Here is a 23,770-nt window from a genome sequence, read left to right as displayed (position 1 = left end):
ACCGCGAACATCGCGCACACCCCGACACGATGCCCGAGACGTCGAACACGTACCGGCAACACCGAAGGACGGCACCGCCTTGCCCCAGACCGTCTCCCTTCCCCTCTCCCCCGCCCAGCCCTCTCCCCCGGTCGAGGCCATGGCCCTGGTCCGGGACGTGCAGGGGGCCATCCTGATGGTCGCCGCCGACAAGAGGGGTTGGACGCTCCCCGGCGCGTCGGCCCGCGCGGGAGAATCGATCACCGAGGCGGCCGAGCGCGGGCTCCGCCGGGAGACCGGGCTCGCTCGACGCCTCAGGCGCGTCCTGGCGGTCGATCACACCTTCGGCGACGACACCACGGCGAGCTTCACCCTGGTGTGCGACGCAGGGACCCTGACGGCGGACGAGGCCGCGCGGGTGGCCCTGCCCGACGACGCGCCCGCCGCGTTGGTGGCCGTCACCTGGGTTCCCCAACGGAGGCTTCCCGACTACCTCTTGGCCCACCAGGTGGGCCGGATCTCCGAGGCGGTTCGCGCGGCGCGAGCGGGATGGGGACTGCCACTGCTCGTACGTGGCAGACGCGTCTCCTGACGACGCACCCCCCATCACCCCCATCACCCCACCCCGTCGAGCAACCTCACCCCACCCCGTAGTGGTCCGCCGCCACCCGGGCCATGGCGCCGATCCGGTCCGCCTTCACACTGTTCGCGGAGAAGAACGCGTGTCCGCCGACGGCCGGGTAGTCCTCGGCGAGGGTGAGGTGGCGGGAGAGTTCGGCGGAGTTCTGCCAGGCGGAGTTCTGGGCGGGGTCGCCGGCCTTGTAGAGCGCCTCGCCGATGTAGAGGTCGACGTCCGTTCCCTCCACCACCTCGGCCCACCAGGGGACGAGTTGGGCGTAGTCGGCGCCCGACTGGCCGATGCTCCAGTACAGCTGGGGGCAGATGTAGTCGATCCACCCCTGCTTGATCCACTTGCGGGTGTCCGCGTACAGGTCGTCGTACGTCTGCACCCCGGCGGCGGTCGGCGAGCCGAGCGGGTCGGTCGTCTTGTTGCGCCAGACGCCGAAGGGGCTGATGCCGAAGCGGACGTGCGGCTTGATCGCCTTGATCCGGTCGGCGGTCTCCTTCACCAGCCGGTCGATGTTGTCGCGGCGCCAGGCCGCCTTGCTGCTGAAGCCGGCGCCGTGTTCGGCGTAGGTGCCGGCGTCGTCGAAGGTCTGGCCGGAGACGGGATAGGGGTAGAAGTAGTCGTCCCAGTGGACCGCGTCGATGTCGTAGCGGCTGACCGCGTCCAGCATGGCGTCCTGGACGAACGCCCGGACCTCCGGCAGCCCGGGGTCGTAGTACAGCTTCCCGCCGTACGGGACGACCCAGTCCGGGTGGACCCGGGCGGGGTGTGTGGCGACGAGCTTCTTCGGGTCGGTCTGGTTGGAGACGCGGTACGGGTTGAACCAGGCGTGCAGTTCGAGGCCGCGGTCGTGGGCCTCGGTCACCGCCGTGCCGAGCGGGTCCCAGCCGGGGTCCTTGCCCTGGACGCCGGTCAGGTACTGCGACCAGGGCTCGTGCGGCGAGGGCCAGAGCGCGTCGGCGCTGGGCCGCACCTGGAGGATGACCGCGTTGAGGCCGAAGCGGACGGCCCGGTCCAGGTGGGCGACGAGCTCACTGCGCTGGGTGGCCGCCGTCAGCCCGGTGGCCGACGGCCAGTCGACGTTGGCGACCGTGGCGATCCACATCCCGCGCAGCCCGGTCGCCACGCGGTGACGTCGGTCACGGGACGCGCGTCCCGCCGCCCCCGCCGGACCCGGTGCCGCCAGGGCGGCCACCACTCCGGCCGCGCCCAGCACGAATGCCCTCCGGCCCATGCGCCGCATGCTCTCCGCCTTCCTCTCGCGCTCCGCCGTACCGCTCCGGTCGGCTGCGTGACGCAGATCATGCCTTCTCGGACCGCCGATGACCCGCAGGTAACTTGGGCCGCGTCGCCGGGTACCGTCTGGAGGTCGAAGCGGGTACCGCCACCCACGGGTCCCGCGATACGGAGATCAGGGAGAGGCACGAGGTGACGGACTCTATGGCCGACATTGCACGCGTCGGAGTGGTCGGCTGTGGCCAGATGGGCGCAGGTATCGCGGAGGTCTGCGCGCGCAGCGGTCTGGACGTGATGGTCGCGGAGACCACCGGTGAGGCCTTGGAGATAGGGCGTACCCGGCTGCACAACTCCCTGTCGAAGGCTGCCGAGCGCGGCAAGATCACCGAGGAGGAGCGGGACGAGGCCCTGGGCCGGCTCAGCTTCACCACCGACCTCGGCGAGTTCGCCGACCGCGACCTGGTCATCGAGGCCGTCGTGGAGAACGAGCAGGTCAAGACGGAGATCTTCCGGGTGCTCGACCAGGTGGTGACCCGGCCGGACGCGATCCTGGCGTCCAACACCTCGTCCATTCCGCTGGTGAAGCTGGCCGTGGCCACCTCCCGGCCGGACCAGGTCATCGGGATCCACTTCTTCAACCCGGCGCCGGTGCAGAAGCTCGTCGAACTGATTCCCGCCCTGACGACGTCCGAGCAGACCGTGCTGCGGGCCGAGGCGCTCGTACGGGAGGTGCTGGACAAGCACCCGATCCGGGCGCAGGACCGTTCCGGGTTCGTGGTGAATGCCCTGCTGATCCCGTATCTGCTCTCCGCGATCCGGATGTTCGAGTCGGGCATCGCCAGCCGTGAGGACATCGACAACGGCATGGAGATGGGCTGCGCCCACCCGATGGGGCCGCTGAAACTGGCGGACCTGATCGGCCTGGACACGGTGGCCTCCGTCGCCGACTCGATGTACGCGGAGTACAAGGAGCCCCTGTACGCCGCTCCCCCGCTGCTCCAGCGCATGGTGGACGCGGGGCGGCTCGGCCGGAAGTCGGGGGCGGGGTTCTACCCGTACGCCTGACGGCCTGTCGGCGGGCCCGGCGGTGACGCCGCCGGGCCCGCCTGGGTGCGTTCCCCGAGTTCAGGACCGTATGCGGCCCCGAAAGAGCCTCGTCTTTTAGGCCTCATCATCGCTCTCTGGGTAGCCGTGGACATCATTCTGGGCATCACTTACAGCGTCTACCGCCTCGCCCGCAGGCAGCGAGCGTGGTGCGACTCACCGCCCGGCGGCAGCGGCAATTGTGTCGCTAAAGTCCCTCGCCGGGCGGGGGTGGCTCGGGCATTTCCCAGATGCGGCTGAATACGTCGGCAACCTGGGGCCAGACCAGCTGACGAGCACCCTCGACCGAGTCGACCTCATTGGCCAAGGGCCCGAGGACAACGAACTCGTGGGGGATGATTCTGCCGGCCCTGTCCTTGCGTCCCAAGGGATCCGGGAAACGCAGCGCCCCCTTATCGGCAACGCGCCACCAGACTTCCGGCTCGTCCCCGACATCAGAGAAGGCGTCGTCGTAGACCTGGAGTGGATCCCCGAATCCCCCGTCACGGAGAAACCGGAAACCCCAGGTCCGCCCACGCGTGGCCCAGATGAGGCTCACTTGACGCTCCTCAGCAAGACCTGCTCCTCTTCTCCCCTGTCCAGGTCCATCCGGAAGCGGGTCAACGTGGCGGTGAGATAGTTCTGTTTGGCCATCGCTTCGGAGTTGATGTTTTTGAGTTTATCCCCTGCCACCTTGGCCGCCTCGTTCAAGACTTCCTTCGAGAGCACGAGGCCGACAACGTTACGCAAAAGACCTACCGCACCAGGCAGCTTGACCTTGCTACCGACCAGCGCAGCGGCCAAAGCTCCTGCCCCGCCCAGTAGACTCTCCGCCACCTTCACAGGGATTTGTTTCAACTGGGCCCATCGGACGTGGCGCTCGAATGGAAGCATGGCGGCCAGCGGGAGGATCAACTCCAGGCCGACGCGCTTGGTGACCTCAATCTTTTCTGCACCGAACTTCGCTGACGAAAGCAGCACGAAGTCCTCACCCACGGACAACGCGTCGCTGGCCTCCAGCAGCCCAGCGATCACCCCACGCAATTCGACTATGTCATCGCCGGCCTTCTCCACAAGGAGATCCCTGAACTTGAACACGTCCAGGTTCGGCAGCAGATCGGACTTTGACAGTGCCATGATCCAGATACGCGGAAATTCAACGAGAGGCTTGCCGTCCTTCAGCAGATCACTCTTGATCGACAGCAGTCCGTTACGGAAATTGGTCAGCAGCGACTTCAAGTACCGCTCTTCCTGTCCGACGTTGTCCAGTAACCGCTGACCGTCCACCAGCAGGAGAGCGACATCAGAGCCCAGCAAGGACATGAACGTGTCGACTCTGCGTTGGGCCTCCTCCGGCCCGCTCACGTCCTGCTCGAACCACTCACCCGGGTAATCGTGCCAGACAAGGCGCAGGACGTCGAAAGGCCTGGCCTTATTGGCCTTGGCGTCGGACCCGTCCTTCAACTTGACCGAGAAAGAGTAGGAAGTGGCGGAGAAACGGTTGGTTGCGGGCAGTCGCGCCGACTCCCTCATACCAAGGTAGTTTCGATGCAGCCGAGTCCCCTGTCCCATTTCGTCCGCCACGACATGGAACAGACTCTTCTGCAGGTACTGAGGCTCCTGCGTGGCTCCATAGAAGGAGGAGAGCATGACGGTCTTCCCGCTGCCGCTCTCGCCGAACACTGCAATGTGCTGCTCCAGCGCTGCTTTCTTTACTTGCATATGAGGAGCATACTGAGGTTCCCCTCGCAGCGTGAAGACCATGACTGCAGGGGAATTCAGAGCGCACGTGTGCCGCTGACCGTTGCCAAAGGTCGCCAGCGCCCCTGCCCACTCTCCTGAAGAAGCTAAATCGGCCAGGCGAACAGCGAGTTGCTCGGCCACCCGTCATCGTCGAGGTCAACCCCGCGGACGATCAGCGGAATGGGCCCATACTGCTTCTGACCTTGCCGTTTGCGTCGTAGCGCTTCACGCGGAGCCAGATGATCTCCCTCTGGCGACGTAGGGACGGGTTCGAGTCCAGGGCTCCGCATGAATGGTCGACGCACAGAGATAGAGCTCCGCATCTCAGCTCGAATACGCGACACCTCAACATGCGAGCCCACCAGTCCCGGGGCCGGATTCAGAGCTCAGGACACGTCCCTGCCGATCCAGCGGTCCCGGAACCAGGTCAGGGTCTCGGCCAGCGCGTCGCGGTTGCCGTCCTTCTCCAGCAAGGCCAACCGGAAGTTGGGACGCAAGTCCAGCTTCCCCTCCGGAATGTCGACGCCGTCCAAGCCGTTGACACGGCCGAGAAGCTCGGCGCGCAGCAGGCGGTCGTTGAAGGGCTCGCGGGTGGCGAGGTACTGGAAGACCACCTCCGCCGACCCACCGCGTCCACCACCGGGGTAGAGCACCAGCGGCCAGATCCCGGCGCCGGGGAGACCTGCCGCACCCAGCATCAGGAAGGCGCTGGTAGTGACTTGGCCGGCCCCATAGCCGACCCAGCCGCCCAGCTCCTCCCACCGGGCGAGGAGAGTACGCACCGCGCCCACGGTCTCGGGGGTGTCGTCCGCGGCGAGTTGGCGGAAGAACCGCTCGGCCCGGGTTTCCTCCTCTGGCTCCGCTCTGTCGCGCCCCGCCGCCACCGCGCCTTCCGAAGACTGCTCCTGGTCGGGATCGGCCAGCAGCAGTGCCAGGTCGGTGCTGGTCAAGCGTTGTGCGGGGTCCGCGGCCCCGGTCTGGGTGAAGTGGATGCCGTCGGCGCTCAGTCGCGCCCGTACGTCCTCACCCTCCGGCTGCGGGCCGGCCCAGCGAAAGCCGTCGGCGATCCGACCCTCCGCGTTGAGGACGCGGTAGGCCTGCACGACGCCCGCGGTCTGGGCAAGGTGGTTGCCCACCGCCTGGGCGCCGGAGCCGATGTACGCGGCGAGGTCACCGTAAGAGGTCCAGGTGCCGTGCGGCAGTGCGGCGAGGACCTGGTGGACGAGCTGCCAGTCACGGCTCCGCTCGGCCCGGCCCACCCCGCGCAGCGGGGACGGCCACAGCGCGAGCGCCCGCTCGGCCAACTCGTCGGCACGGGCGCCGATCTCGCGGGCGCCCCAGCGGTCGGTGGCGGCGATGCGGCGGTTCATCTCCAGGTGGCTGCTGTGCAGCAGATCCTGCTTGCGGTCGAAGGGGTGGTTGGAGAGCTCGGAGTTCTGAGCGGTGAGGGTCAGGTTGCCCAGGGTGTGCTGGAGTCGGGCATGCACGTCCTGTGGGGTCTCGCCGTCGGTTGCGTCCTCGGCGAGAACTTGGAGCCAGTCGTCGCCCGCCGACTGCGGCAGGACGTGCTCGATGGTGAGTTTCGCGGCGGCGAAGTCCACAGGCTCGGGGTGGTCGTAGCTCTCCTCCAGCCGCTGGAGGACCAGTTTGCGCTGCTCCGGCCGACCGTACAGGTAGAAGGGCGCGGTCCTGAACTTCTCGCGCAGTTCGTCGTCGTCGGGCCAGTAGCGGTTGCTGGCGGAGAGGAGCTGACGCAGCCCGTCGGCGACGGGGACGTCCAGCGGAAGCTGGGCGGGAACCGACTGGAAGATCCGGTTGAGGTTGTTCGGCGGTACGCGACACACGGTGCGGCGTACCAGAAAGCTCTCGATATACGACAAGGCGCGGGCCGTCTCCGCCGAGTCGGTCTCTCCACGTTCGCGGCGGTCGAGCAGCAGCATCAGCGCCGGGTACGTGGCCGCGGCCTCCCAGGCGTCGAGTCGGCGAAGGTGGGCACGGACGGCCGGATCGCCCTCCTCGTCGGGGCGGACCACCTTACGGAAGTGCATGGACCGCCGGTGCAGTTCTTTCACGTACGCCTCGATGTCCGCTTCCCTGACCTCGGTCTGCTCGAAACGGTGTTGCTGAGCCGCGTACAGGTCCTGCCGGCGGACCCGGTCGTCGCCGTCAAGCACGAGCTGCAGCCACATGAGTTGTTCGAGCTCTTTGTTGCTCAGGCTTGCCTGGAGCGGCAGCCAGTACGTCTCGTAGACCAGTTCGCCACGGGTCGGCAGCCGCATGAAGAGGTAGTTGCGCAGCAGGTCGGCCTGGCTGAGCTTGAGACCAGTGTTGTTGAGGGACTCGAAGATGCGGTGCACGTTGTCACCGGCCTCGGCGGTCACCGAGACCAGGGTGAGCCGGGAGGTGATCGCCTGCTCGATCCGGAGGACGTCCTGCGGGTCGGCGGGGTCCTCCGCCTCGACGAGCTTGCGGCGGAAGAAGCGGTAGGCGACAGAAACGTTGTCCCCCGCCGCCTGCCCCTCGTGGGTGCCTCGGATGTGCGCGGCGTAGTTCGGCCGGTCGGCCTGGGTGGGCAGGAGACGGAACCGGTCGTTCTCGTTCTTCCGCTTGTTGATCAGGTATTCCTCGTCGATCCGCTCGGCCTCGTCCGGCCGGCTCTGGGCGAGGTGGTCCCGGATGGCGGCGAGTGCGAGGGAGATCGTGGTCAGCCGCTGCTGGCCGTCGACCACCAGCCAGCGAGGGAACGTCGCCTCGTTTTGCGGGGACGGGGCAAGCACCACGGAGCCGAGGAAGTGCGCGCTCGTTTTCTCCCCGGTCTCCAGCAGGTCCACCTGATCGAGGATGTCGCTCCACAGCTGGGCCAGCTGCTTCTCCGTCCAGGAGTACGTCCGCTGGTAGAGCGGCACCTGGAACTGTTGAGCCCGCCCCTGCACGAGATCGGCGAACAGCGTCTCTTTGGCCTGCACAGTGGTACCCGCTCCCCTTGGATTCCCGCCCCCGCACCCGTACGTTCTGCACTGCGGTGCCTGAAGGACCGACAATAGGACGTGCCACTGACACTCTTCCGCAGAACGATCGAGATCGGGCAAGGAGACGTGGGAGTGGCGACGGGCAGGGCTCGGGCGTCATGGTTGCGCGGGAGTTCGGTCCCGGCTCGGGCGTTGGAAGGGGCGGGGGACTGTCCGTCAGCGCCCTACCTGCTGGGCGCGGCGCCGGGCCGAAGGCGCGGGCGCCGGTGGCGGGGGCTCGGGGCTCTCCTTCATCAAGTCCAGCAGCCGGAATGCGCGTTCGCTGGTCTCGCGGGGTGCGCACAGCGCGGCCAGGAGCAAGACTCCGACAGTGAGCCTTTTCCAACCTCATGCTGATGCGTGATGAAGGACGAGGACGGCGCTTCACGATGCCGGTGATCCGGTTGGTGCTCCAACGAAGCTTCCACAGGAGGCGCCGGCCCTTGAGAGTCGCCATGGCCTGCACGACGAGGCAGCGGATCTTGGCGTGGCTGCTGTGTTGACGGCGCTTCCATCTCTTCAGGCAGCGGCCCCAGAACGGCACTCGGACGGGTCCCCGCCAGCTCCTTGGTACGCCTTGTCCGCCCAGCACTTGAGCTGCGCATCGGTGAGTGCCTCGACGATGCCGTGAGTACGGGCTGCGGTCAGGTCGTGCGTGGAACCTGGAAGCGCAGGCGAGGCCCACACCAGCCGTCCGAACGGGTCGGTCAGGACCTGGACGTTCATGCCGTGGCGTTTATGTTTGCCGGAGTAGTACGGGGTGCCGGCGGCAATCGGGTTGAGCGAGGTTGCGCAGGTGATCGCTGGACAGATCGATCTCCGCTGGGTAGACAAGCTGCGGTTCGCCCGGGACGGGTCCCGGCGGTGACGCGCTCGCGGCTGGGTCAGGCTTCGGCCTCGGCTTCCAGGGAACGGGCTGCCGCCCGCTCGTGCGTGTGCAGGACCGTCATGGCCAGGAGTGCCGCCATCACGCTGCCGGCCGCCAGGACCCACCACAGCGTCAGCGGGAAGCTGGCCAGCAGGGTGGCCACGAGCAGCGGGGCGAGGGCCGTCGCGCCGCCCGCGAAGAGCTGGTTGAACGCCAGGTAGGCGCCCTGCTCCTGCTTGGGCGGCAAGCTCGTCAGCATCACCATCGCGGCCTGGGAGACGGACAGTTCCCCGAGGGTGTACAGGGCCATACCGGCGACCAGCAGGGTGATCTGCGCCCCGCGCGGCACGCTCCCGGCCAGCAGCGCGGACGCGTACAGCGCGACGTACGACATCCCGCCGACGGCGAGGACGATCCCCGGCCGGAACCGCTCCAGCACCCGGCTCAGGGGCAGTTGCAGCACCGTGAGCAGAACGGTGTTGACCGCGAACAGCACGCCCACGATCCACGACGGCATGTGCAGCTCGCGCAGGACGAACACCGGCAGGGCGCTCTCCACCGCCAGGGCGGACGTCAGGAGCAGGGCGTTCGCGCCCGCCGTACGCAGGAACGGCAGGTCGCGCCAGGGTGCGGCATGGCTGCCGGCCAGGCCTCTGCGCCGGGCGGGTTCGGTCGGCCGCCCCGGCGGTACGCGGAGGTACAGCAGGGCCGTGAGGACGAAGCCGGCCGCGGTGACGATACCCAGCACCACGAACCCCGACGCCGTGTCCACGATGAACAGGCTGGCCAGGAGGGCCCCGGCGCCGATCCCGGCGTTGAAGGCGACCCGGGTCAGCGCGAGCCACTGGCCGCTCTGTCCCTCCGGGGCCAGCCGGATCGCGAGCAGCGGGCTCGACGCCTGCTCGGCCCGGTTGCCGAGGGCGAGCAGCAGGGTGCACACGACCAGGGGGACGAGGCCCCGGAAGGAGACGATGCCGACGAAGCAGGCGACCCGGACCAGCGCGGCCGCGATGAGCACGGGCTTCGGCCCGACCCGGTCCACCAGGCGGCCGACGGCGAAGAGCCCCGGCAGCACCGCGAGCGCCGTGACGGTCAGGACCAGGCCGACCGAGCGCAGCGACTCCCCCGACAGTTCGGTGAAGAACAGCAGGGAGAAGGGGTAGAAGAAGCCGGTGCCCAGGGCCTTGACGACTTCCGACAGGCCGAACCAGACGACACCGGGCCCGCGCGGGAGCACGGGAGCGGACCCTCGCGCGCTCTTCACAGTGGTGGATGTCATGTCACGGAGTCCTTCGGTGCCTGCGGGATGGGTTGGGTGGTGTCCGGCGGGTCACAGCCGGAGCAGACGGCAGCGCTGTTCCGTCGCCGTGCAGCCGCGGGAGCGCTTGGCCCGCTCGCTGCCGAGGCCGTAGTGCAGGGTGGTGACCCCGGCCGCGGCGGCTTCTTCGAGCAGGCGGTAGTAGAGGACCTCGAAGTACAGGGGCAGCCCGGTGCGTTCCTGGTAGGCGTAGTCGTAGCCGGTCTGGCGCGCGTACCAGTGGTCGCCGTGTCGCAGGATCAGGCCGTAGCCGCGGACTTCGTCCTCGGCGCGTGCCACGACGGCGAACGCGTCGTCGCCGAAGCAGTCGCGGACCTGGCGGATCTGCGCGAGGACCTGGTCGGGACGGATGTCGATGCCGTACTTGGCGAGCAGCGCGGACTCCAGTTCCGCGAAGCGCGGCAGGTCCGCCGTGTCCAGGGACTCGATGGCGACCTGGGCCCGCGCCTCCCGTATCCGGCGGCGCTCGGCGCCGATGGACACCCGGCGCTTGCGCGGCAGGGCGGCGAGATAGCCGTCGAACCCGTCCTCCGGTACCCGCAGGGTGCTGTAGCGGCCGGTCGTGTACGAGAGGTAGCCGCGCGCGTCCAGGGTTTTCGCGAGGTCGGCGTCCTGTTCGTCGAGGTAGAGGAAGCACACGGAGGCGAGACCGGCCTCGCGCGCCAGGGCCTCGGCGGCCTCGACCAGTGACTCGATGTCCTCGTCGGTGGCCTCGGGAGAGCGCAGGACGCGCGTGCTGCCGACGTGGCGGCCGCCCGCCACCAGCGCGGGCATCAGCGTCCCCGAGGGGTCGTCCCCGACACCGGCCAGCATCTCGGCCGCCCCCGGCAGTTCGGCCTCGGCGCTGTTGCGCAGCACCACGTCGGGGCGGCCGAGCGCCCACGGCACGGAGGTGGTGGCGGTCGCGGTGGCCAGGCCCGCGACGGGCCGGCCCTCGCGCTCGGTCCACAGGTAGGTCATGGGGACCCCGGCGGTCGCCTCGACGACGTCGAGCCAGCGGCAGGTGAGGAAGATGTCGGACGGTCCGGTCAGGGCGTCCCAGCCCTCCCTGGGCAGGTCGGCGGCCCGCTCGACGGCGTGGACCCTGCCGGGCTGCCGTACGGTCGTCGTCGTGGTGAGCACGGGGCGCCCTCCTGGTGTCGCTGGATCGGGGTGGTTCGGTGGGGAGTCGGTGCCGGCGGGGCCGGAGCGTCGGTGCTCCGGCCCCGCGGTGCGCGTCAGTGCATGACGTCGTACTTGGAGGCCTCGACGAACTGGGGGGCGAACTTGCGCTTCTGCCACAGGCAGTAGCGGTTGAGCAGTCCGGCGAGCGGGCCCATGGGGCGGCGGAAGTCGATGATGACGATCACGCGCGCTTCGCTGCTGTCGTTGACGACCTCGTGTTCCAGTGAGACGTCGAGGACGGCGCTCTCGCCCTCCTTCCACTGGTGGTACTCGTCCGCGAGACGGATGCGCGGCGGGTTGTCCTTGGGGATCCGGATGCCCAGGTGGTAGCGGAGGATGCCCGCGTACGGGTCCTGGTGCGAGGGCAGCACGACGCCCGGCTCCAGGATGGAGACGAAGGCGTTGACCACGTTCGGGGTGTTCTGGGCGAAGGAGAGCAGGGTCGGCAGGTCCTTCTTGGCCAGCTTGTTGCTGTTCCCGAACATGTACGCGTAGTAGAGCTTCCACTCCTCGGACACCTGGGCCGCGCGCTCCGGGTCGAAGGTGTCGTAGGTCGGGATGCTGCGGCTCGCGAGCAGCGCGTCCACCTCGGCTTGGACGGCCGGGAACTGCCGCTCCAGCTCCCAGACTTCGGGAAAGACTGCGTGCGAGGGCATGATGCGGCGGCGGTTCCTGCCGCCCGCCTTGCGCAGGAAGATCCAGTTGTTGAGAGCTTGCGCGCGCGGGTTGTTGAGGTACGGGGAGCCCTTCAAGGCGTACTCCTGGTCGTGTCGGATCCGGTGTGCGGTGGAGCGGGTGGTGGCGTCCACCCGATGCGCTTCATCCCGCCGCGGCGCGCCTGCCACACGCTCGTACCGCCGCCGGACTCCGCGAAGGTGAGCCGCAGATGGGTCAACGCGCGGTCGATGGTCTCCAGCATCGCGGCGTGGTCGGGGGCGCTGCCGAGCAGGATGTCCATGAAGAACGAGGTCGCGGCCGGCGGGAGTTGTCCACCGACGGCCAGGCGCTGCCAGTGCCTGACGACACCGGGCTCCTTGAGCATCGTCTCGACGCCCTCCACGCGCTGCAGCACACCGCCGTCGGGCACCGGGGAGAGACCGAAGTACTGGAACTCCACCGTTTCCACGAGGGGTTCGGGAAGCTCCACCGGGAGGCCGCAGGCTGCCCGGATGCCCAGTTCGTGCAGGTCGATGCCCATGGCGCGCTGGTACATGTCGGCCACGAACCCGCCCAGGCGGCCGTTGACCTCGATGATCCTCGGGCCCTCGGGGGTCAGCTTGATCTCGGTGTGGACCAGGCCCTGCCGGATGCCGAGGGCGAGCGCGGCGTCGTTGGCGAGCCGGGCCACGCTTCCGTGCTCGGCCGGCGCGAGGTGGGAGGGCACGAAACCGCCGTGCTCGCGGAACGGCGGCATCAGCGGGAACTTGCCGGTGACTCCGAGGGTGTGGGCGGTGCCGTCCACGACCAGGGATTCGACCGAGACGTAGTCCCCGAAGTCGCCCTCGTCCCGGCCGCGCAGGAACTCCTCGACGACGAAGGGGCGTTCGGCGGTGGGCGTCAGGTCCTCGGGGAAGTCGGCCGCGCCCGCCACGAAGTGGGTGTCGATGCTGCTCTGGCCGCGCACCGGCTTGACCACGACGGGGCCCGGCCACTCGTCGAGGAGTGCGAGGGCCTCGGCGCGGCTGGTCACCGCGACCGACCGGACGGCGTCCACCTTCCGCTCGGCGAGGCGTTGCCGCTGGGCGCTCTTGTCGGTGAGCCGGGTCACCGTCTCCAGGTCGTGGTACGGCAGGTCAAGTGCCTGGGCGAGCCGGGCGGTGAAGGGCACCAGGCCCTCGCTGAACGTCGTCACGCCGGACAGTGTGTGGGCGCTCAATGCCGCTACGGTGGGGGCCAGTTCGTGCTCGTCGGACTCGACGACCGGTCCGAGCGCCGCGTACTCGGCGCGCTCCTGCGCGTCCAGGGCGCCGGTCAGCGCCACGTAGACGGGAGAGAGCCCGCACGCGCGGGCCGCCCCGGCGATGTCCAGCGGCCGTACTCCCGAGTTGGGGAAGACCGCGACGACGACCGTACTCACTTCTCACCCGCACTTGTCTCGCGGAGCCGGTAGATCCGGTCCTTGATCTCTTCGATCCGCCGGTAGTCGCGGTCGATCTCGTCCATCGAGGCCGCGGACATGAAGATCCGCAGCGTGCTCGAGTAGAGGTCCACGGTCGGGCGGACGATGCCGCCCGGCTCGATCTTCAGGTCGAAGCGGGCCACGCTCTCCAGGCCGGAGAGCTCGGCGACGGCGTCCTGGTCGATGCTCTCGACGGTCCCGGACCGCGTCGTCGACGTGGTGCAGCAGATGGCTTCGCGGACCTTCTCGTAGCGCCGTCCCGCGTACTCCTGGACGAACCGCCCGGGGGCCAGGTAGGCGAGCGCGGTGAGTGCGGCCTGGTTGCCGCCCGCGCACGCGTCGTGGAATCCGGGGTGCATGTTCCCCGCGATGCGCGTGCCGACCTCGACCAGGGCCGGGCCCTCGGGGGTGACGATGACCTCGGCGTGGGTCGGCCCGAAGTGGACGCCGAGGGCGTCCAGGGCCTTCTCCACGTAGGCGATCAGCTCGGGCGCCGGACCCTCGTCGGCGGCCAGCAGCCGTTCGCGGTCGTAGATGTTGCGGCCCGAGGGCAGCAGCCGCTTCTCGTACTCCCAGACACCGCAGACGTAGCGCCGCCTCCCGTACGACACCATGTCGACCACGTACTCGGTGCCCTGGAGGTAGGACTGGACGAGCACCTCCGTGTTCGTGTCGCCGTAGATCGTCTCCGTACCCAGGATCCCGTCCGCCGCGGCCCGCACCTCCTCGGCGTCGGCGCATATGAAAACCCCGTCACCGGCAGCCGAGTTGAGAGGCTTGACGACCACCGGGAAGCGGCCGGTCCCCTCGGCCCACCGTACGAGCGCCTGCGTGTCGCGGCTCCTGAGCTGGTCCGCGCAGTGCAGACCGGCGGCCCGCAGCGCCTCGCCCATGAGGTACTTGTCCCGCCGGGCCCCGGACAGCGCCGTGCCGTTCGTCGGCAGGCCGAGACCCTCGGAGAGCTGGTCCGCGAGGAGCACACCCGGTTCCTGCCCGGCCATGACGCACAGCGGCGCGTACTCCTCCAGCCGGGCCAGCGTCTTCTCCAGGTCCTCGTGCACCAGTGCGGCGCGGTAGACGCTCAGGTCGGGGGCGGGCATCGACGGCATGAACCCGGGGGTGCTCTGGACGTGCACCAGATCCGCGCCCAGGGCGGCGAACTCCGGGGGCAGGTACTTGCCCGACGTGTACGCGTCGACCAGCACGACGACCGGTTTGTTCTGGGACAACTGGATTCCTCATCTGGTGGGTGCCGCGGCTGCGGCCGGTCGGGGGTGGTCAGGTGGACGAGGAGCGGCCGCGCGGGATGCACCGGAGGGTGAGGAAGCCGTCCACGGGCACGGCCCTCAGGCTTTCTGGCGGGTGGGGCGCAGCCGGATGTCGTCGAGGTGCACGTGGGTCGGCCGGCCGACCACGAACTCGACGACGGAGGCGACGTCTTCGGGCACGAGGAGCGGACCGTTCTGCTCGGCCACGGACTCGAACCACTCGCTGTCGTAGCCGGCGGCCTCCTGGAAGCCGGAGCGCACGAAGCCGGGCTCGATCAGCGTCACCCGGATGTTGTGCGCGCACACTTCCTGGCGCAGCGCCTCGACCAGCGAGTGCACGGCGAACTTCGTGGAGCCGTAGACCGGATTGGCGGCCGACACCTGGCGTCCGACGGTGGAGCCGATGACGACGATGTCACGCACCCGGCGCCCACTGTCCGCCTGCGCCTGCTTCACGAACTCGGCTGCGGAGGCGCGCAGTTGGTGGAGGATCGCGAGGTAGTTCGCCTCGATGACCTCCTGCCACTGGCCCGGGTCCGAGCTGAGGACGGTGCCGGCCAGGCCCCGTCCGGCCGAGGCCACGAAGATGTCGGCGGGGGCGAACTCCCGCTCGGCCGCCACGAGCAGCTCCTCGGTGTACGCCGGCCGGGTCATGTCCCCGGGGAACGGCAGCACGGAGCCGGGCATGCCGGCCGCCCCGGACTGGACGTCGGCCAGCCGGTCGGCCCTGCGCCCGGCGGCCACCACGTGGATGCCGCCCCGGGCGAAGGCGGTCGCGACGGCCCGGCCGATCCCCGAGGAGGCCCCCGTCACGACGGCGACGCGCCTCTCGCTGATTGCCTCAGTCATGTCGTACCCCTTGGTTGTCGTGCGTGTCTTGTCGGTCGGCCTGGCGGTCGGCCGCGAGGGAGATCTCGCCCCGCTGGATGAGCCCGGTGAAGTACGCGCGCAGCCAGGCGCGGTCCAGCGGCGCGAACTCCACGCCGAGGTGGGCGAGCAGGCGCCGGGTGCGCGTGTGGTCGTAACGCACGTTGCGTTCCGGGCGGCTCGCCCAGAAGTGCGCCAGTGATATCTGCTCGTCGCTGCCGCCGATGTGGCGGCCGAAGAGCGTCGCGAAGTCGGGCGCCGGGTCCTCCTCGACAGTGCAGCCCAGCTCCCGCAGGGCCGCGAAGATCTCGTCGTACGACACCTCGTGGTGGGTGTCGACGTGGAAGGTGCCGCCGCGCACCCGGGCGCTGCGGGAGATCTCCAGGATGCCCTCGGCGACGGTGTCCACGGGGCTCAGTGCGAGCGTCTCGGAGCCGATGCCGGGTACCCGGCCCAGGCGTGCGCAGGCGCGCAGGAGCTGGATGAGCCGGTTGTCGCTGCCGTTGCGCTGGAAGCGGCCGGTGAGCGAGTGGCCGGTGACGTTGCCGGACCGGTAGATGAACCCGGCGCCCCCGCCCGCCGCGAACTCGTGGACGAGGCGTTCCGCGTCGTATTTGCTGCGCTCGTACTCGTTGAGGAAGCGCTGGCCGATGGTGAGGCTGTCCTCCGAGAAGACGGCCCGCTCACCCTCCGCGCCGCTGCCGCAGACCGCGAGGGTGGAGACGTAGTGCAGGTCCTTGGTCCGGCCGGTACCCGCCAGGCGGATCATGGCGCGCACGGGGGCGGTGTTGTCCCGGTCGAAGGTGTCCCGGTCGCCGAACAGCCGTGTGTTGCTGGCCAGGTGGTACACCGCCTCGACCTCGCGGGTCAGCGTCGCGTACTCCTCGTCGGCGAGCCCGAAGCCCGGCTCGGCCAGGTCGGAGGCGTGCACGGTGACACGGTCGCCCCAGCGCGCCAGGTCGTCGTCCGGCCGGTACCAGGCGTACGCCTCCCGCAGCCGCTCGAAGGCCGGCCGGTCCGGGTGCTCGCGCACCAGGCAGTGGACGTGCCCGGTGGTGCGGGTCAGCAGCAGGTGCAGCAGATGCGCGCCGATGAACCCGGTGGCACCGGTGAGCAGAACGGCCCCGTACTCGCGGGTGGCCCCGGCGGGCGGTTCGCAGCGCAGGGCGCGCGGCACCTGTGCGAGCAGACCGGTACCCGACCCGGGCTGGACGACGAACTGGGCTTCGGAGGCAGGGAGTCGGGTGGCCTCCAGGAGGTACGCGCGGGTGGCGCGGGCCACGTGGAGCATCCGCTCCGGGGCGTGGCGGCCGGGCGTGTACGAGAGGTCGGCGACGAGCTGTCCGTCGTGGAGGCGGGCGGTGAGCTTGAGGCCGTAGCCGCGGTCGTTGTCGGCGCCGCGCACCGGGCCCACCGCGTGCCGCGAGAGCGTGGGGCGAAGGTCGTCGCCGTAGGGCAGGGCGAAGGAGCCCAGGTAGTTGAAGCACACGTCCGCGCGCTGCGGCTGGTCGTGGAAGCCGTACGCGATGCCCAGGTGGGGCACCTCGTGCAGGGCCTTCGCCGTCGACTTGCCCGTGGCGGCCACGTCGCCGTCGACGATGCCGACGCGGATGGGGAAGGTGGAGGTGAACCAGCCGACGGCGCGGGAGACGTCGACCGCGTCGTCGAACGCCTCGCGCCCGTGGCTCTCGACGTCGACCAGCAGCTCGTCCAGGCCGTCTGCCTCGCCGAGCGCCTGTGCGAAGGCGGCGAGCAGGGCGGCGTGGGGCGGCGTGCCGGTGCTGGCGGCGCCCGTGCGGGTGAGGGCTTCCGTCTCGGCGCGGCTGATCCGGAACCACACGGCCTCCGCGTCGCCCTCGCGGTTCCCGCCGTCCCGGGGTCTGGGCGCGTGGTGGCTCAGCTCGTCCCAGTGGGCGAGGTCCGCGCGCAGGACGGGTGCCTGGTCCTTGAGGTGGGTGGCCCATTCGCCGAACCCGGTGGTACCGGCCGCGGTCGTGGGGGTGTTGCCCTTCAGCCGCTCGGTGTAGCAGCGGCTGAGGTCGTTGACGACGATCCGCCAGGAGACGGCGTCGACCGAGAGGTGGTGGCAGATCAGCAGGAGATGGGCCTGGTCCGCGCCGCGGAAGAGGTGCGCCTTGAAGACGGTGCCGCCGGTTACGGAGATCTCGGCCTGCCTGGCGGCCGCCACGTCCTCGATGTGCCGGGCGACGGCCTCCTCGCCTTCGGGCAGCGCCGAGGCGGTGAAGGTACGGCCCGGGTCGACGACGTGGCGCCGGCGGTCGTTGCCTTCGCCGCGGAAGGCGGTGCGCAGCAGCGGGTGCAGCGCGACCATGTCGGCGACGGCCGCTTCCAGGGCGTCGGGCCGTGCGGCGGCGTCGATGTCCAGCAGCAGCGCCTGGTTCCACTGGTCGGGCTGTGCGAACCCGCTCCGGAAGAACCACTGCTGGGCCGGGGAGAGCGCCGTGTCGTCCTCGACGGCCACGCCTCTGCCGGTGCCGGCGTGCGGGGTCCGCCCGGTTCCCGCGCCCGCCGCGATGCGGGCGGCGAGCGCCGCGACGGTGGGTGCCGCGAAGAACGCGGCCGCCGACACCTGGTGCCCCTTGGCCTGGAGGTCGGCGATGATCTGGATGGCGCCGATGGAACTGCCGCCGGCCAGGGTGAAGTCGTCGTGCACCCCGAAGTCGCCGTGGCCCAGGTGGCGGCGCCAGGCCGCGAGCACCTCGGAGAGGACCGGGTCGTCCTCGTCGACGTCGTGGGTGCGCTCGGCGCGGTCGTTCAGGCGGTCCTCGACGAGCCGGCTCAGCGCGGCCTGGTCGGTCTTCCCGTTGTCGTTGCGCGGGAAGTCGTCGAAGACCTCGATGCGGTCCGGAATCATGTACGCGGGCAGGATGTCCCGCAACTGCGCCCGTATCGCGGCCGGCTGGGCCTCCGTGGTCGCCCCGGCGGTGGTGACGGCCGCGACGAGCGCGGGCCGCTCGGCGGTCGGGCGGAGGGCGAGGGCGTCGGAGACCGCGGGCAGCCGTCGCAGGCCCGCCTCCACGTGCCCGAGCTCCACGCGGTAGCCGCCGACCTTGACCTGGCGGTCGCCGCGGCCGAGGAACTCCAGGACGCCCCGGCCGTCGGCCCGTACCGTGTCACCGGTGCGGTAGGCCGTGCCCAGTCCCGGCATGGCCTCGTCGAGTTCGTTGGTGAACGCCTTGGCGGTGGCCCCGGCGTCGTTGCGGTAGCCCCGGGTGACCGAGGGTCCGGCGACGTAGAGTTCACCGACCGCGTCGCGCTGGTGGAAGCTCCCGTCCTCGGTGCGTACGAACAGGCGGGTCTCGCCGAACGCGGTGCCGATGGGGACGGACGCGGCGTCGCCGATCAGGTCCAGGGCCGCCTCGTCGCGCAGCACCTGTGCCGCGATCCCCACCGTGGCCTCGGTGGGGCCGTAGTGGTTGACCAGGGTGCGCGTGACGCCCGAGGCGAGGACGCTGCGGGCCAGCGACACCGGCATCAGCTCGCCGCCGAGCAGCAGGACGCGCAACTCGGGCCGGGTCGTGGCGTCGTGGCCGAAGGCCCGGAAGAGGACGCCCCAGTGCGAGGGGGTCGTCTTGAGCACGTCGATGCGCTCGGCGTGCAGATGACGCAGCAGGCCCATCGGGTCGCGGCGCGTGGCGTCGTCGACGAGGTGCAGGGTGCCGCCGGTCCACAGGGCCAGGAAGAGACAGGTGTTGCCGAGGTCCGCCGCGAGCGTGGTGACGTGCGCGTACGAGAGCGGCTCGGCGATGTCGAGCCGGGCCAGCAGCGATGTGGTGTAGTGCCGCACGTTGGCGTGGGTGACCATGACGCCCTTGGGGACGCCGGTCGATCCCGAGGTGTAGAGGACGTACGCGATGTCGTCGGGGCCCGGCTCGGCGAGCGGGGCCGGGCCGGCGGTGCCGGTCCCCTCCTCGCCCACCTCCAGGACGTCGAACCCCGACCGGGTGAGCTCGTCGCGGTAGCGCCGGGAGGTGAGCAGGAGGCCGGGGGCGGCGGCGGCGAGCCGGCCGGCCCCTTCCGCCACGGGGTCGGTGGGCTCGACGACCGTGTACGCCGCGCCCGTTCCGAGCACGGCGAGGAGCGCCACCACCACGTCCGGAGACCGGTCGAGGTGGATGCCCACGAGAGAACCACGGCCGATGCCCCGGCCGCGCAGCCGGCGGATCAGCCGGGACACCCGGTCGTCGAGCTGCGCGTAGGTCAGGCGGTCCTGACCCACGGCGACGGCCGTTCGGTTCGGGTGGGCCGTCGCGTGCGTACGAACCAGAGCCGGGAGCATGCCGTAGTCCTCTGCGTGGGGGCGGTCGGTCGGAAGGGGTGCCGGTGAGCCGGGATCAGCTCCAGAAGACGAGCGGCTCCTGCGGACCCTTGGAGGCGATGAACGCGGCGGCGCCGACGCGGTGTTCGCCCTGTCCGGCGGTCACGGCGTGCAGCATGCGGGGGCTGAAGATGATGAGGTCGCCGGCTTCGGGGTGGATGACGTGCACCGGCTCCTCGACGGAATCCGGCTCCAGGCCCTCGACGTCGAGAATGGTCTTCGTCTCGTCCTCGGTGGGCTCACGGAGCCAGAGGTGCAGGTCGCCGCCCTCCTTCGGCACCTGGAGGTAGATGTTGGCGACGAGCTGGTTGACCACGCCCTCGATCTCCGGGGCGTCGCTCTCCTGGTCGATCGCGTCGTTGTGCGGGTAGAACTCCGAGGTGGAGGGCTGGAAGACCCGGAAGGCGCCCACGAAGCAGGCGCGCCCGCGCAGGCGCAGCAGGTTGGCGCCCGCCGGCCACAGCTCCTGCAGCTCCAGGCGGACCCGGTCCACCGGAGAGAGGTAGGGGTGGAACATCGAGCGGACGTCCTGGATGGCCGGCAGGGCCTGCTCGTGGTACTTGTCCGTCAGCTCCGCGTCCCACTTGGTGTCGATGTGCGGCATGTAGACGCGGCCGACGCTGCTGGTGTGCTGCTTGTGGTAATTGCCGAGAGCCTGGTGGTTGATCGCCTTCTGCGCGACGCCCTCGGCGACGTCGACGGGGTAGTAGCCGCGGACGTGGATCGCGCCGATCTCACGGTTGGCCAGCTTGAGCAGCGTCTCGGTGGTGAGTTCGGTGGCGATTTCGTTCGTCAGGGTCCTGACGACATCGGTGTTGACGCTCACGAAAAGGGCTCCTCGGGTTGAGAGTGGGCAGGAGCGCTCGGACACCGAGCTCACTGCCGCAGGTGAACCTGCACCGTTTCAGGGAATTCCAGAAGGCGGATCCAATTTCTGCCAGAGGGAAAGCTAAGTGAATCGACCGTCAGGGTCAAGAGGGGTATTCCTGAACGGAGTCGGGCGGCAAAAAGACAACGCCGAGTAAACCCTCCCGGTGAAGGGAGGGTTGAATTGCCCGGGAAAAGCGAAGCCTGCGGCCGGGCGGCGCCCCGGGGGTCCGTCAGCGGGCCGTGCAGGACCTGCTCAGGCCCTGCACGACCTGCCCGGGCTCCTGAACCACGGCACCTTGCTCCCCGGCGACCTCCGTCGATCCCGGGCGGGCGGCCCCGAAGAGGTCGCTCCGCCCTTCACCGGAGACGTGCCGGAGACGAGTTCGGCAATTGCGTCTCCGGCGAGCAATTCCACGGAAAAAGGGAGCCTCCCGTGACCGTCGTACGCACATGGGCGTGACGGCAGCTCTTCACCGAGTGGGCAGGAAGGTGATCGACAGGGATCCCGGCGGTGTTCCGATCAGTAAAAGATTCCCCCCGGAAAAGGAATGCCCTCCAGGGCTTCGGCGGCACCGACCGCGTCCACCGACGGAGCGCGCGAGGAACACCGGGGGACCTCGCCCGCCCGCAGCACCCTCACCGGCCGCACGGAACCTCCATCGACTCGTGCCCGCGCGGCGCCAACCGGCAGCCCGCGCGGAGCGTTTGGACGTCTTCGCGGGGGCGCTCCGGAACAGTGCCCGGCACCCCCTTCACTCACAACAGTTGCCCGGTGATGTCGTTTGGGTTACGCGCGGCTCCGGAAAGTTGATGTGAGCTGGGTCACCATGCCGCTTCACGGTGACCCGTCGGCGGCGCACGGCCCGTCACGCGCACCGCGCGGGGCGCACCGCGCGGGGCGCACCGCACAGGGCGCCGGAAGACTCACCCCTCCCGCGGAGAACCGCCTTTCGGCGGCGCCGGGTCGAGCGGCTCGTCGGCGGCCCGGTACAGGCGCCGTAACAGGGCGGTGACCGCCGCGCTCAGCACGCAGACGGCGAAGTGCAGTACGTAGAAGAGAGGGACGCCGAACAGCAGGGGCCGGTCGGGCGGCAGCGCGAGCGTCGCCGATGCGGCGGCCAGCGGCAGGAGCGGCAGGATCCACAGGGCCGCCCGCCGCGACAGTCTGCGCCCGCCCCCGGCAGACCCGTCCCCCACAGCCTTCACTGACACCTTCACTGGCACAGTCGCACCCCTCCGTGTCGTTGACGCGTCCGGCACCCGGCAGCCCGAAGCGGACGGGGCCTGGCCGGCGAAGAAGACGGGAGTGCGCGAAGAGGCGGTCCGGCACAGCGCGGCGCGTGGGCGCGGACTCCCGCGGAGCACGGCGGCGGGAGCGTCCTCGCGCTCCGGCCGCCGGCTACGGGTGTTGGTTGCGCGCCCCGGGCAGAGGGTTTACGCCGACGCCGTTTTCGTCGAGTGGCGTGGATCACGCTCCGCGTCCGCGAAGCCCTTATTTCATGAGGTAGGAGGCATGCCCGAGCAAGCGGGATGATTCCGTACCGCCCTCCGGCCAATCCTTGACCCCCCGCTCGGGCGCGACCTAAAGTGCCGCTGAGCAGAATCCGGTTGACGAAATACGCAGAAGAGCGGACGAGGGAAGCCTCACACCGAGCGACTCCGGGCACTCACTCGGCCTACCGGCCGGCACAGTCCCCCGCAGATCCCTTGTTCTGAGCCGAGGGGGCGTCATCAGCCACGCGATAGCTGTGGGGTTCGTCCTCGTCGTCTGCTGTGCCCTGCTGGCCGGGGCCCGCCGCCCGCCGCGCGACGAACTGCCGCACCCCACCCGCTGGGCCCTCGGCGGCCGCGGCTTCGGCACCGCCACCACCTGCCTGCTGCTCGGCGGCACCATCTACACGTCGTACACCTACATCGCCGTGCCCGGCCTCATGTTCGGCACCGGTGGACTGGCGCTGTACTCCCTCGTCTACACCATGCTGCTCTCGCCGCTGATCCTGATCCTGCTGCCCCGGCTGCGCGACATCGGTGAGAAGCACGGTCTGATCACCGCGGCCGACTACGTCCGTCTCCGGCACGGCTCCCACCCGCTGGCACTCGCGACGGCCCTCACCGGCATTCTGGCGACCATGCCCTACCTGGGACTCCAAGTCGTGGGCATGGCCGCCGTGTTGCGCTCCATCGGACTGGCCCCCGACGGGTTCGCGGGCTGCACGGTCCTCGTCGTGCTCTTCCTCGCCTTCGCCCTGGTGACCCAGCCCGGGGGCCTGCGCGCGTGCGCCCGGCTCTCCCTGCTCAAGGCCGTGCTCATCGGCGCCGCCGTCGCCGTGCTGCTCGCACTCACCGTCGTCCGGCTCGGCACACCGGGACACATCTTCGAACTCGCGGGCGGGCGCGGCCCGGCGATGGGGCAGTCCTTCGGCGTGCCGACCCAGCACTTCACCACGTACGCCACGCTCGCCCTCGGCTCCGCACTCGCCCAACTCATGTACCCCCAGGTCCTCCTGGTCGCCATGGCCAGCAAGTCCAAGGAGACGCTGCGGGCCGCCACCACGTTCCTGCCCGCGTGGAGCATGACGCTGGGGCTCTGGGCCTTCTTCGGGATCGCCGCGCTCGCCGCGGGGGTGCAAACCTCGCCCGGGCACGGCGAGCTGGCCGTGCCCACGCTCGTCCGCCAGCTGGCACCGGACTGGCTGGCCGGTCTGCTCTTCGGCGCACTCGCCGTGGCCGGCCTGCTGCCCGCCGTCGTCATGGCGATGAGCACGGCGATGCTGTTCGTACGCAATATCTACGTCGAGTACCTCAACCCGACGGCCACCCCCAAACACGAGGTGCGGGTCGCCCGCGGCCCCGCGCTCGTGATCATGGCAGGGGCCATCGTCTTCGCGCTGCTCATGAAGCCGCAGGACGCCATCAACCTCCATCTGCTCGGCGGCGTCTGGATCCTGCAGATCCTGCCCGCCGTTGCGGTGTCGCTGTTCACCCGCTGGTTCCACCGGCGCGCGCTGTTCCTCGGCTGGGCGCTGGGCATGGTCTCCGGCACCGTCCTGCTGGGTCTGCGCGGCTTCTCCACCGTGGTCGACATCGGCGTCGGCCCGGTGCACGCGCCGGTGTACGTCGCCCTGATCGCCCTCGCGCTCAACCTCGCGGTCGCCGCCCTGCTCACGCCCCTCCTCGACGCACTCGGCGTACCGCGGGGCACGGACGGCACGGCCGGAGGAGCGGGGTTCGAACGCCGCGGCTCCAAGTACGCCTTCGTCGTCGAATGAGTGAGGAACCC

16 protein-coding genes and 1 pseudogene are annotated in these 23,770 nt (G+C 70.0%); 3 read left to right on the top strand and 14 right to left on the bottom strand.

Features of this window, described 5'->3' with window-relative positions; all coding sequences use genetic code 11:
- The first annotated feature begins 79 nt into the window (after nucleotides 1–79).
- Entirely contained in the window at nucleotides 80–571 is a 492-nt protein-coding gene (locus ACWCWD_RS13310) for an NUDIX domain-containing protein (protein WP_450772578.1), read from the top strand.
- Between the two features lie 46 nt (nucleotides 572–617).
- Here ACWCWD_RS13310 and ACWCWD_RS13305 read toward each other — a convergent pair whose 3' ends face one another.
- Nucleotides 618–1,850: a glycoside hydrolase family 10 protein gene (locus ACWCWD_RS13305; protein ID WP_450772576.1), complete on the bottom strand. Its 1,233-nt coding sequence runs from the start codon at nucleotides 1,848–1,850 to the stop codon at nucleotides 618–620.
- Between the two features lie 197 nt (nucleotides 1,851–2,047).
- On the opposite strand from ACWCWD_RS13305, the gene ACWCWD_RS13300 reads away from it, so the two are divergent.
- A complete protein-coding gene (locus ACWCWD_RS13300) occupies nucleotides 2,048–2,908 on the top strand; it encodes a 3-hydroxybutyryl-CoA dehydrogenase (RefSeq protein ID WP_450772575.1) in 861 nt (286 codons plus the stop codon).
- 226 nt (nucleotides 2,909–3,134) lie between these two features.
- On the opposite strand, the gene ACWCWD_RS13295 is transcribed toward ACWCWD_RS13300, so the two are convergent.
- From ACWCWD_RS13295 to ACWCWD_RS13235, 13 genes and pseudogenes are all read right to left on the bottom strand, one after another.
- Complete coding sequence (locus tag ACWCWD_RS13295; protein WP_450772573.1) at nucleotides 3,135–3,485, bottom strand: hypothetical protein; 351 nt, start codon at nucleotides 3,483–3,485, stop codon at nucleotides 3,135–3,137.
- Complete coding sequence (locus ACWCWD_RS13290) at nucleotides 3,482–4,810, bottom strand: TRAFAC clade GTPase domain-containing protein (RefSeq protein ID WP_450772571.1); 1,329 nt, start codon at nucleotides 4,808–4,810, stop codon at nucleotides 3,482–3,484. Before ACWCWD_RS13290 ends, ACWCWD_RS13295 begins: the two co-directional genes overlap by 4 nt.
- Before the next feature lie 245 nt (nucleotides 4,811–5,055).
- Nucleotides 5,056–7,635, bottom strand: a complete 2,580-nt coding sequence (locus ACWCWD_RS13285; protein ID WP_450772569.1) for a GmrSD restriction endonuclease domain-containing protein — start codon at nucleotides 7,633–7,635, stop codon at nucleotides 5,056–5,058.
- Between the two features lie 390 nt (nucleotides 7,636–8,025).
- Nucleotides 8,026–8,460, bottom strand: a pseudogene (locus tag ACWCWD_RS13280) (transposase family protein); the annotation flags it as partial.
- A 101-nt stretch (nucleotides 8,461–8,561) separates the two neighbouring features.
- A complete protein-coding gene (locus ACWCWD_RS13275) occupies nucleotides 8,562–9,824 on the bottom strand; it encodes an MFS transporter (RefSeq protein ID WP_450772567.1) in 1,263 nt (420 codons plus the stop codon).
- A gap of 51 nt (nucleotides 9,825–9,875) precedes the next feature.
- Entirely contained in the window at nucleotides 9,876–10,985 is a 1,110-nt protein-coding gene (locus tag ACWCWD_RS13270) for a GNAT family N-acetyltransferase (RefSeq protein ID WP_450772566.1), read from the bottom strand.
- A gap of 95 nt (nucleotides 10,986–11,080) precedes the next feature.
- Nucleotides 11,081–11,779, bottom strand: coding sequence for an aspartyl/asparaginyl beta-hydroxylase domain-containing protein (locus ACWCWD_RS13265; protein WP_450772564.1), 699 nt, complete (start codon nucleotides 11,777–11,779; stop codon nucleotides 11,081–11,083).
- Nucleotides 11,776–13,104: an ATP-grasp domain-containing protein gene (locus tag ACWCWD_RS13260; protein WP_450772563.1), complete on the bottom strand. Its 1,329-nt coding sequence runs from the start codon at nucleotides 13,102–13,104 to the stop codon at nucleotides 11,776–11,778. The genes ACWCWD_RS13265 and ACWCWD_RS13260 overlap by 4 nt, the downstream gene beginning before the upstream one ends.
- Nucleotides 13,101–14,375, bottom strand: a complete 1,275-nt coding sequence (locus ACWCWD_RS13255) for an ATP-grasp domain-containing protein (protein WP_450772561.1) — start codon at nucleotides 14,373–14,375, stop codon at nucleotides 13,101–13,103. Before ACWCWD_RS13255 ends, ACWCWD_RS13260 begins: the two co-directional genes overlap by 4 nt.
- A gap of 117 nt (nucleotides 14,376–14,492) precedes the next feature.
- Nucleotides 14,493–15,263, bottom strand: coding sequence for an SDR family oxidoreductase (locus tag ACWCWD_RS13250; protein WP_450772560.1), 771 nt, complete (start codon nucleotides 15,261–15,263; stop codon nucleotides 14,493–14,495).
- Nucleotides 15,256–19,581, bottom strand: coding sequence for an amino acid adenylation domain-containing protein (locus ACWCWD_RS13245; RefSeq protein WP_450772559.1), 4,326 nt, complete (start codon nucleotides 19,579–19,581; stop codon nucleotides 15,256–15,258). Before ACWCWD_RS13245 ends, ACWCWD_RS13250 begins: the two co-directional genes overlap by 8 nt.
- A gap of 55 nt (nucleotides 19,582–19,636) precedes the next feature.
- Nucleotides 19,637–20,446, bottom strand: a complete 810-nt coding sequence (locus ACWCWD_RS13240) for a 2OG-Fe(II)-dependent halogenase WelO5 family protein (RefSeq protein WP_450772557.1) — start codon at nucleotides 20,444–20,446, stop codon at nucleotides 19,637–19,639.
- Between the two features lie 968 nt (nucleotides 20,447–21,414).
- The gene (locus ACWCWD_RS13235; RefSeq protein ID WP_450772555.1) at nucleotides 21,415–21,687 is read right to left on the bottom strand and encodes a hypothetical protein; all 273 of its coding nucleotides are present in this window, start codon (nucleotides 21,685–21,687) and stop codon (nucleotides 21,415–21,417) included.
- Between the two features lie 551 nt (nucleotides 21,688–22,238).
- Here ACWCWD_RS13235 and ACWCWD_RS13230 point away from each other — a divergent pair.
- The gene (locus tag ACWCWD_RS13230) at nucleotides 22,239–23,759 is read left to right on the top strand and encodes a sodium:solute symporter family protein (protein WP_450772554.1); all 1,521 of its coding nucleotides are present in this window, start codon (nucleotides 22,239–22,241) and stop codon (nucleotides 23,757–23,759) included.
- Nucleotides 23,760–23,770: the final 11 nt, after the last annotated feature.

This window comes from Streptomyces sp. NPDC001493 (assembly GCF_053597235.1).
The sequence above is the reverse complement of the archived record's forward strand: the minus strand, read 5'-3'. Positions and strand labels throughout refer to the sequence as shown.

Excerpts from the sequence above, each read along its gene's own strand:
- ACWCWD_RS13305 (WP_450772576.1), bottom strand. The coding sequence starts at position 1,850 with ATGCGGCGCATGGGCCGGAGGGCATTCGTGCTGGGCGCGGCCGGAGTG.
- ACWCWD_RS13300 (WP_450772575.1), top strand. The coding sequence starts at position 2,048 with ATGGCCGACATTGCACGCGTCGGAGTGGTCGGCTGTGGCCAGATGGGC.
- ACWCWD_RS13250 (WP_450772560.1), bottom strand. The coding sequence starts at position 15,263 with ATGACTGAGGCAATCAGCGAGAGGCGCGTCGCCGTCGTGACGGGGGCC.
- ACWCWD_RS13245 (WP_450772559.1), bottom strand. The coding sequence starts at position 19,581 with ATGCTCCCGGCTCTGGTTCGTACGCACGCGACGGCCCACCCGAACCGA.
- ACWCWD_RS13275 (WP_450772567.1), bottom strand. The coding sequence starts at position 9,824 with ATGACATCCACCACTGTGAAGAGCGCGCGAGGGTCCGCTCCCGTGCTC.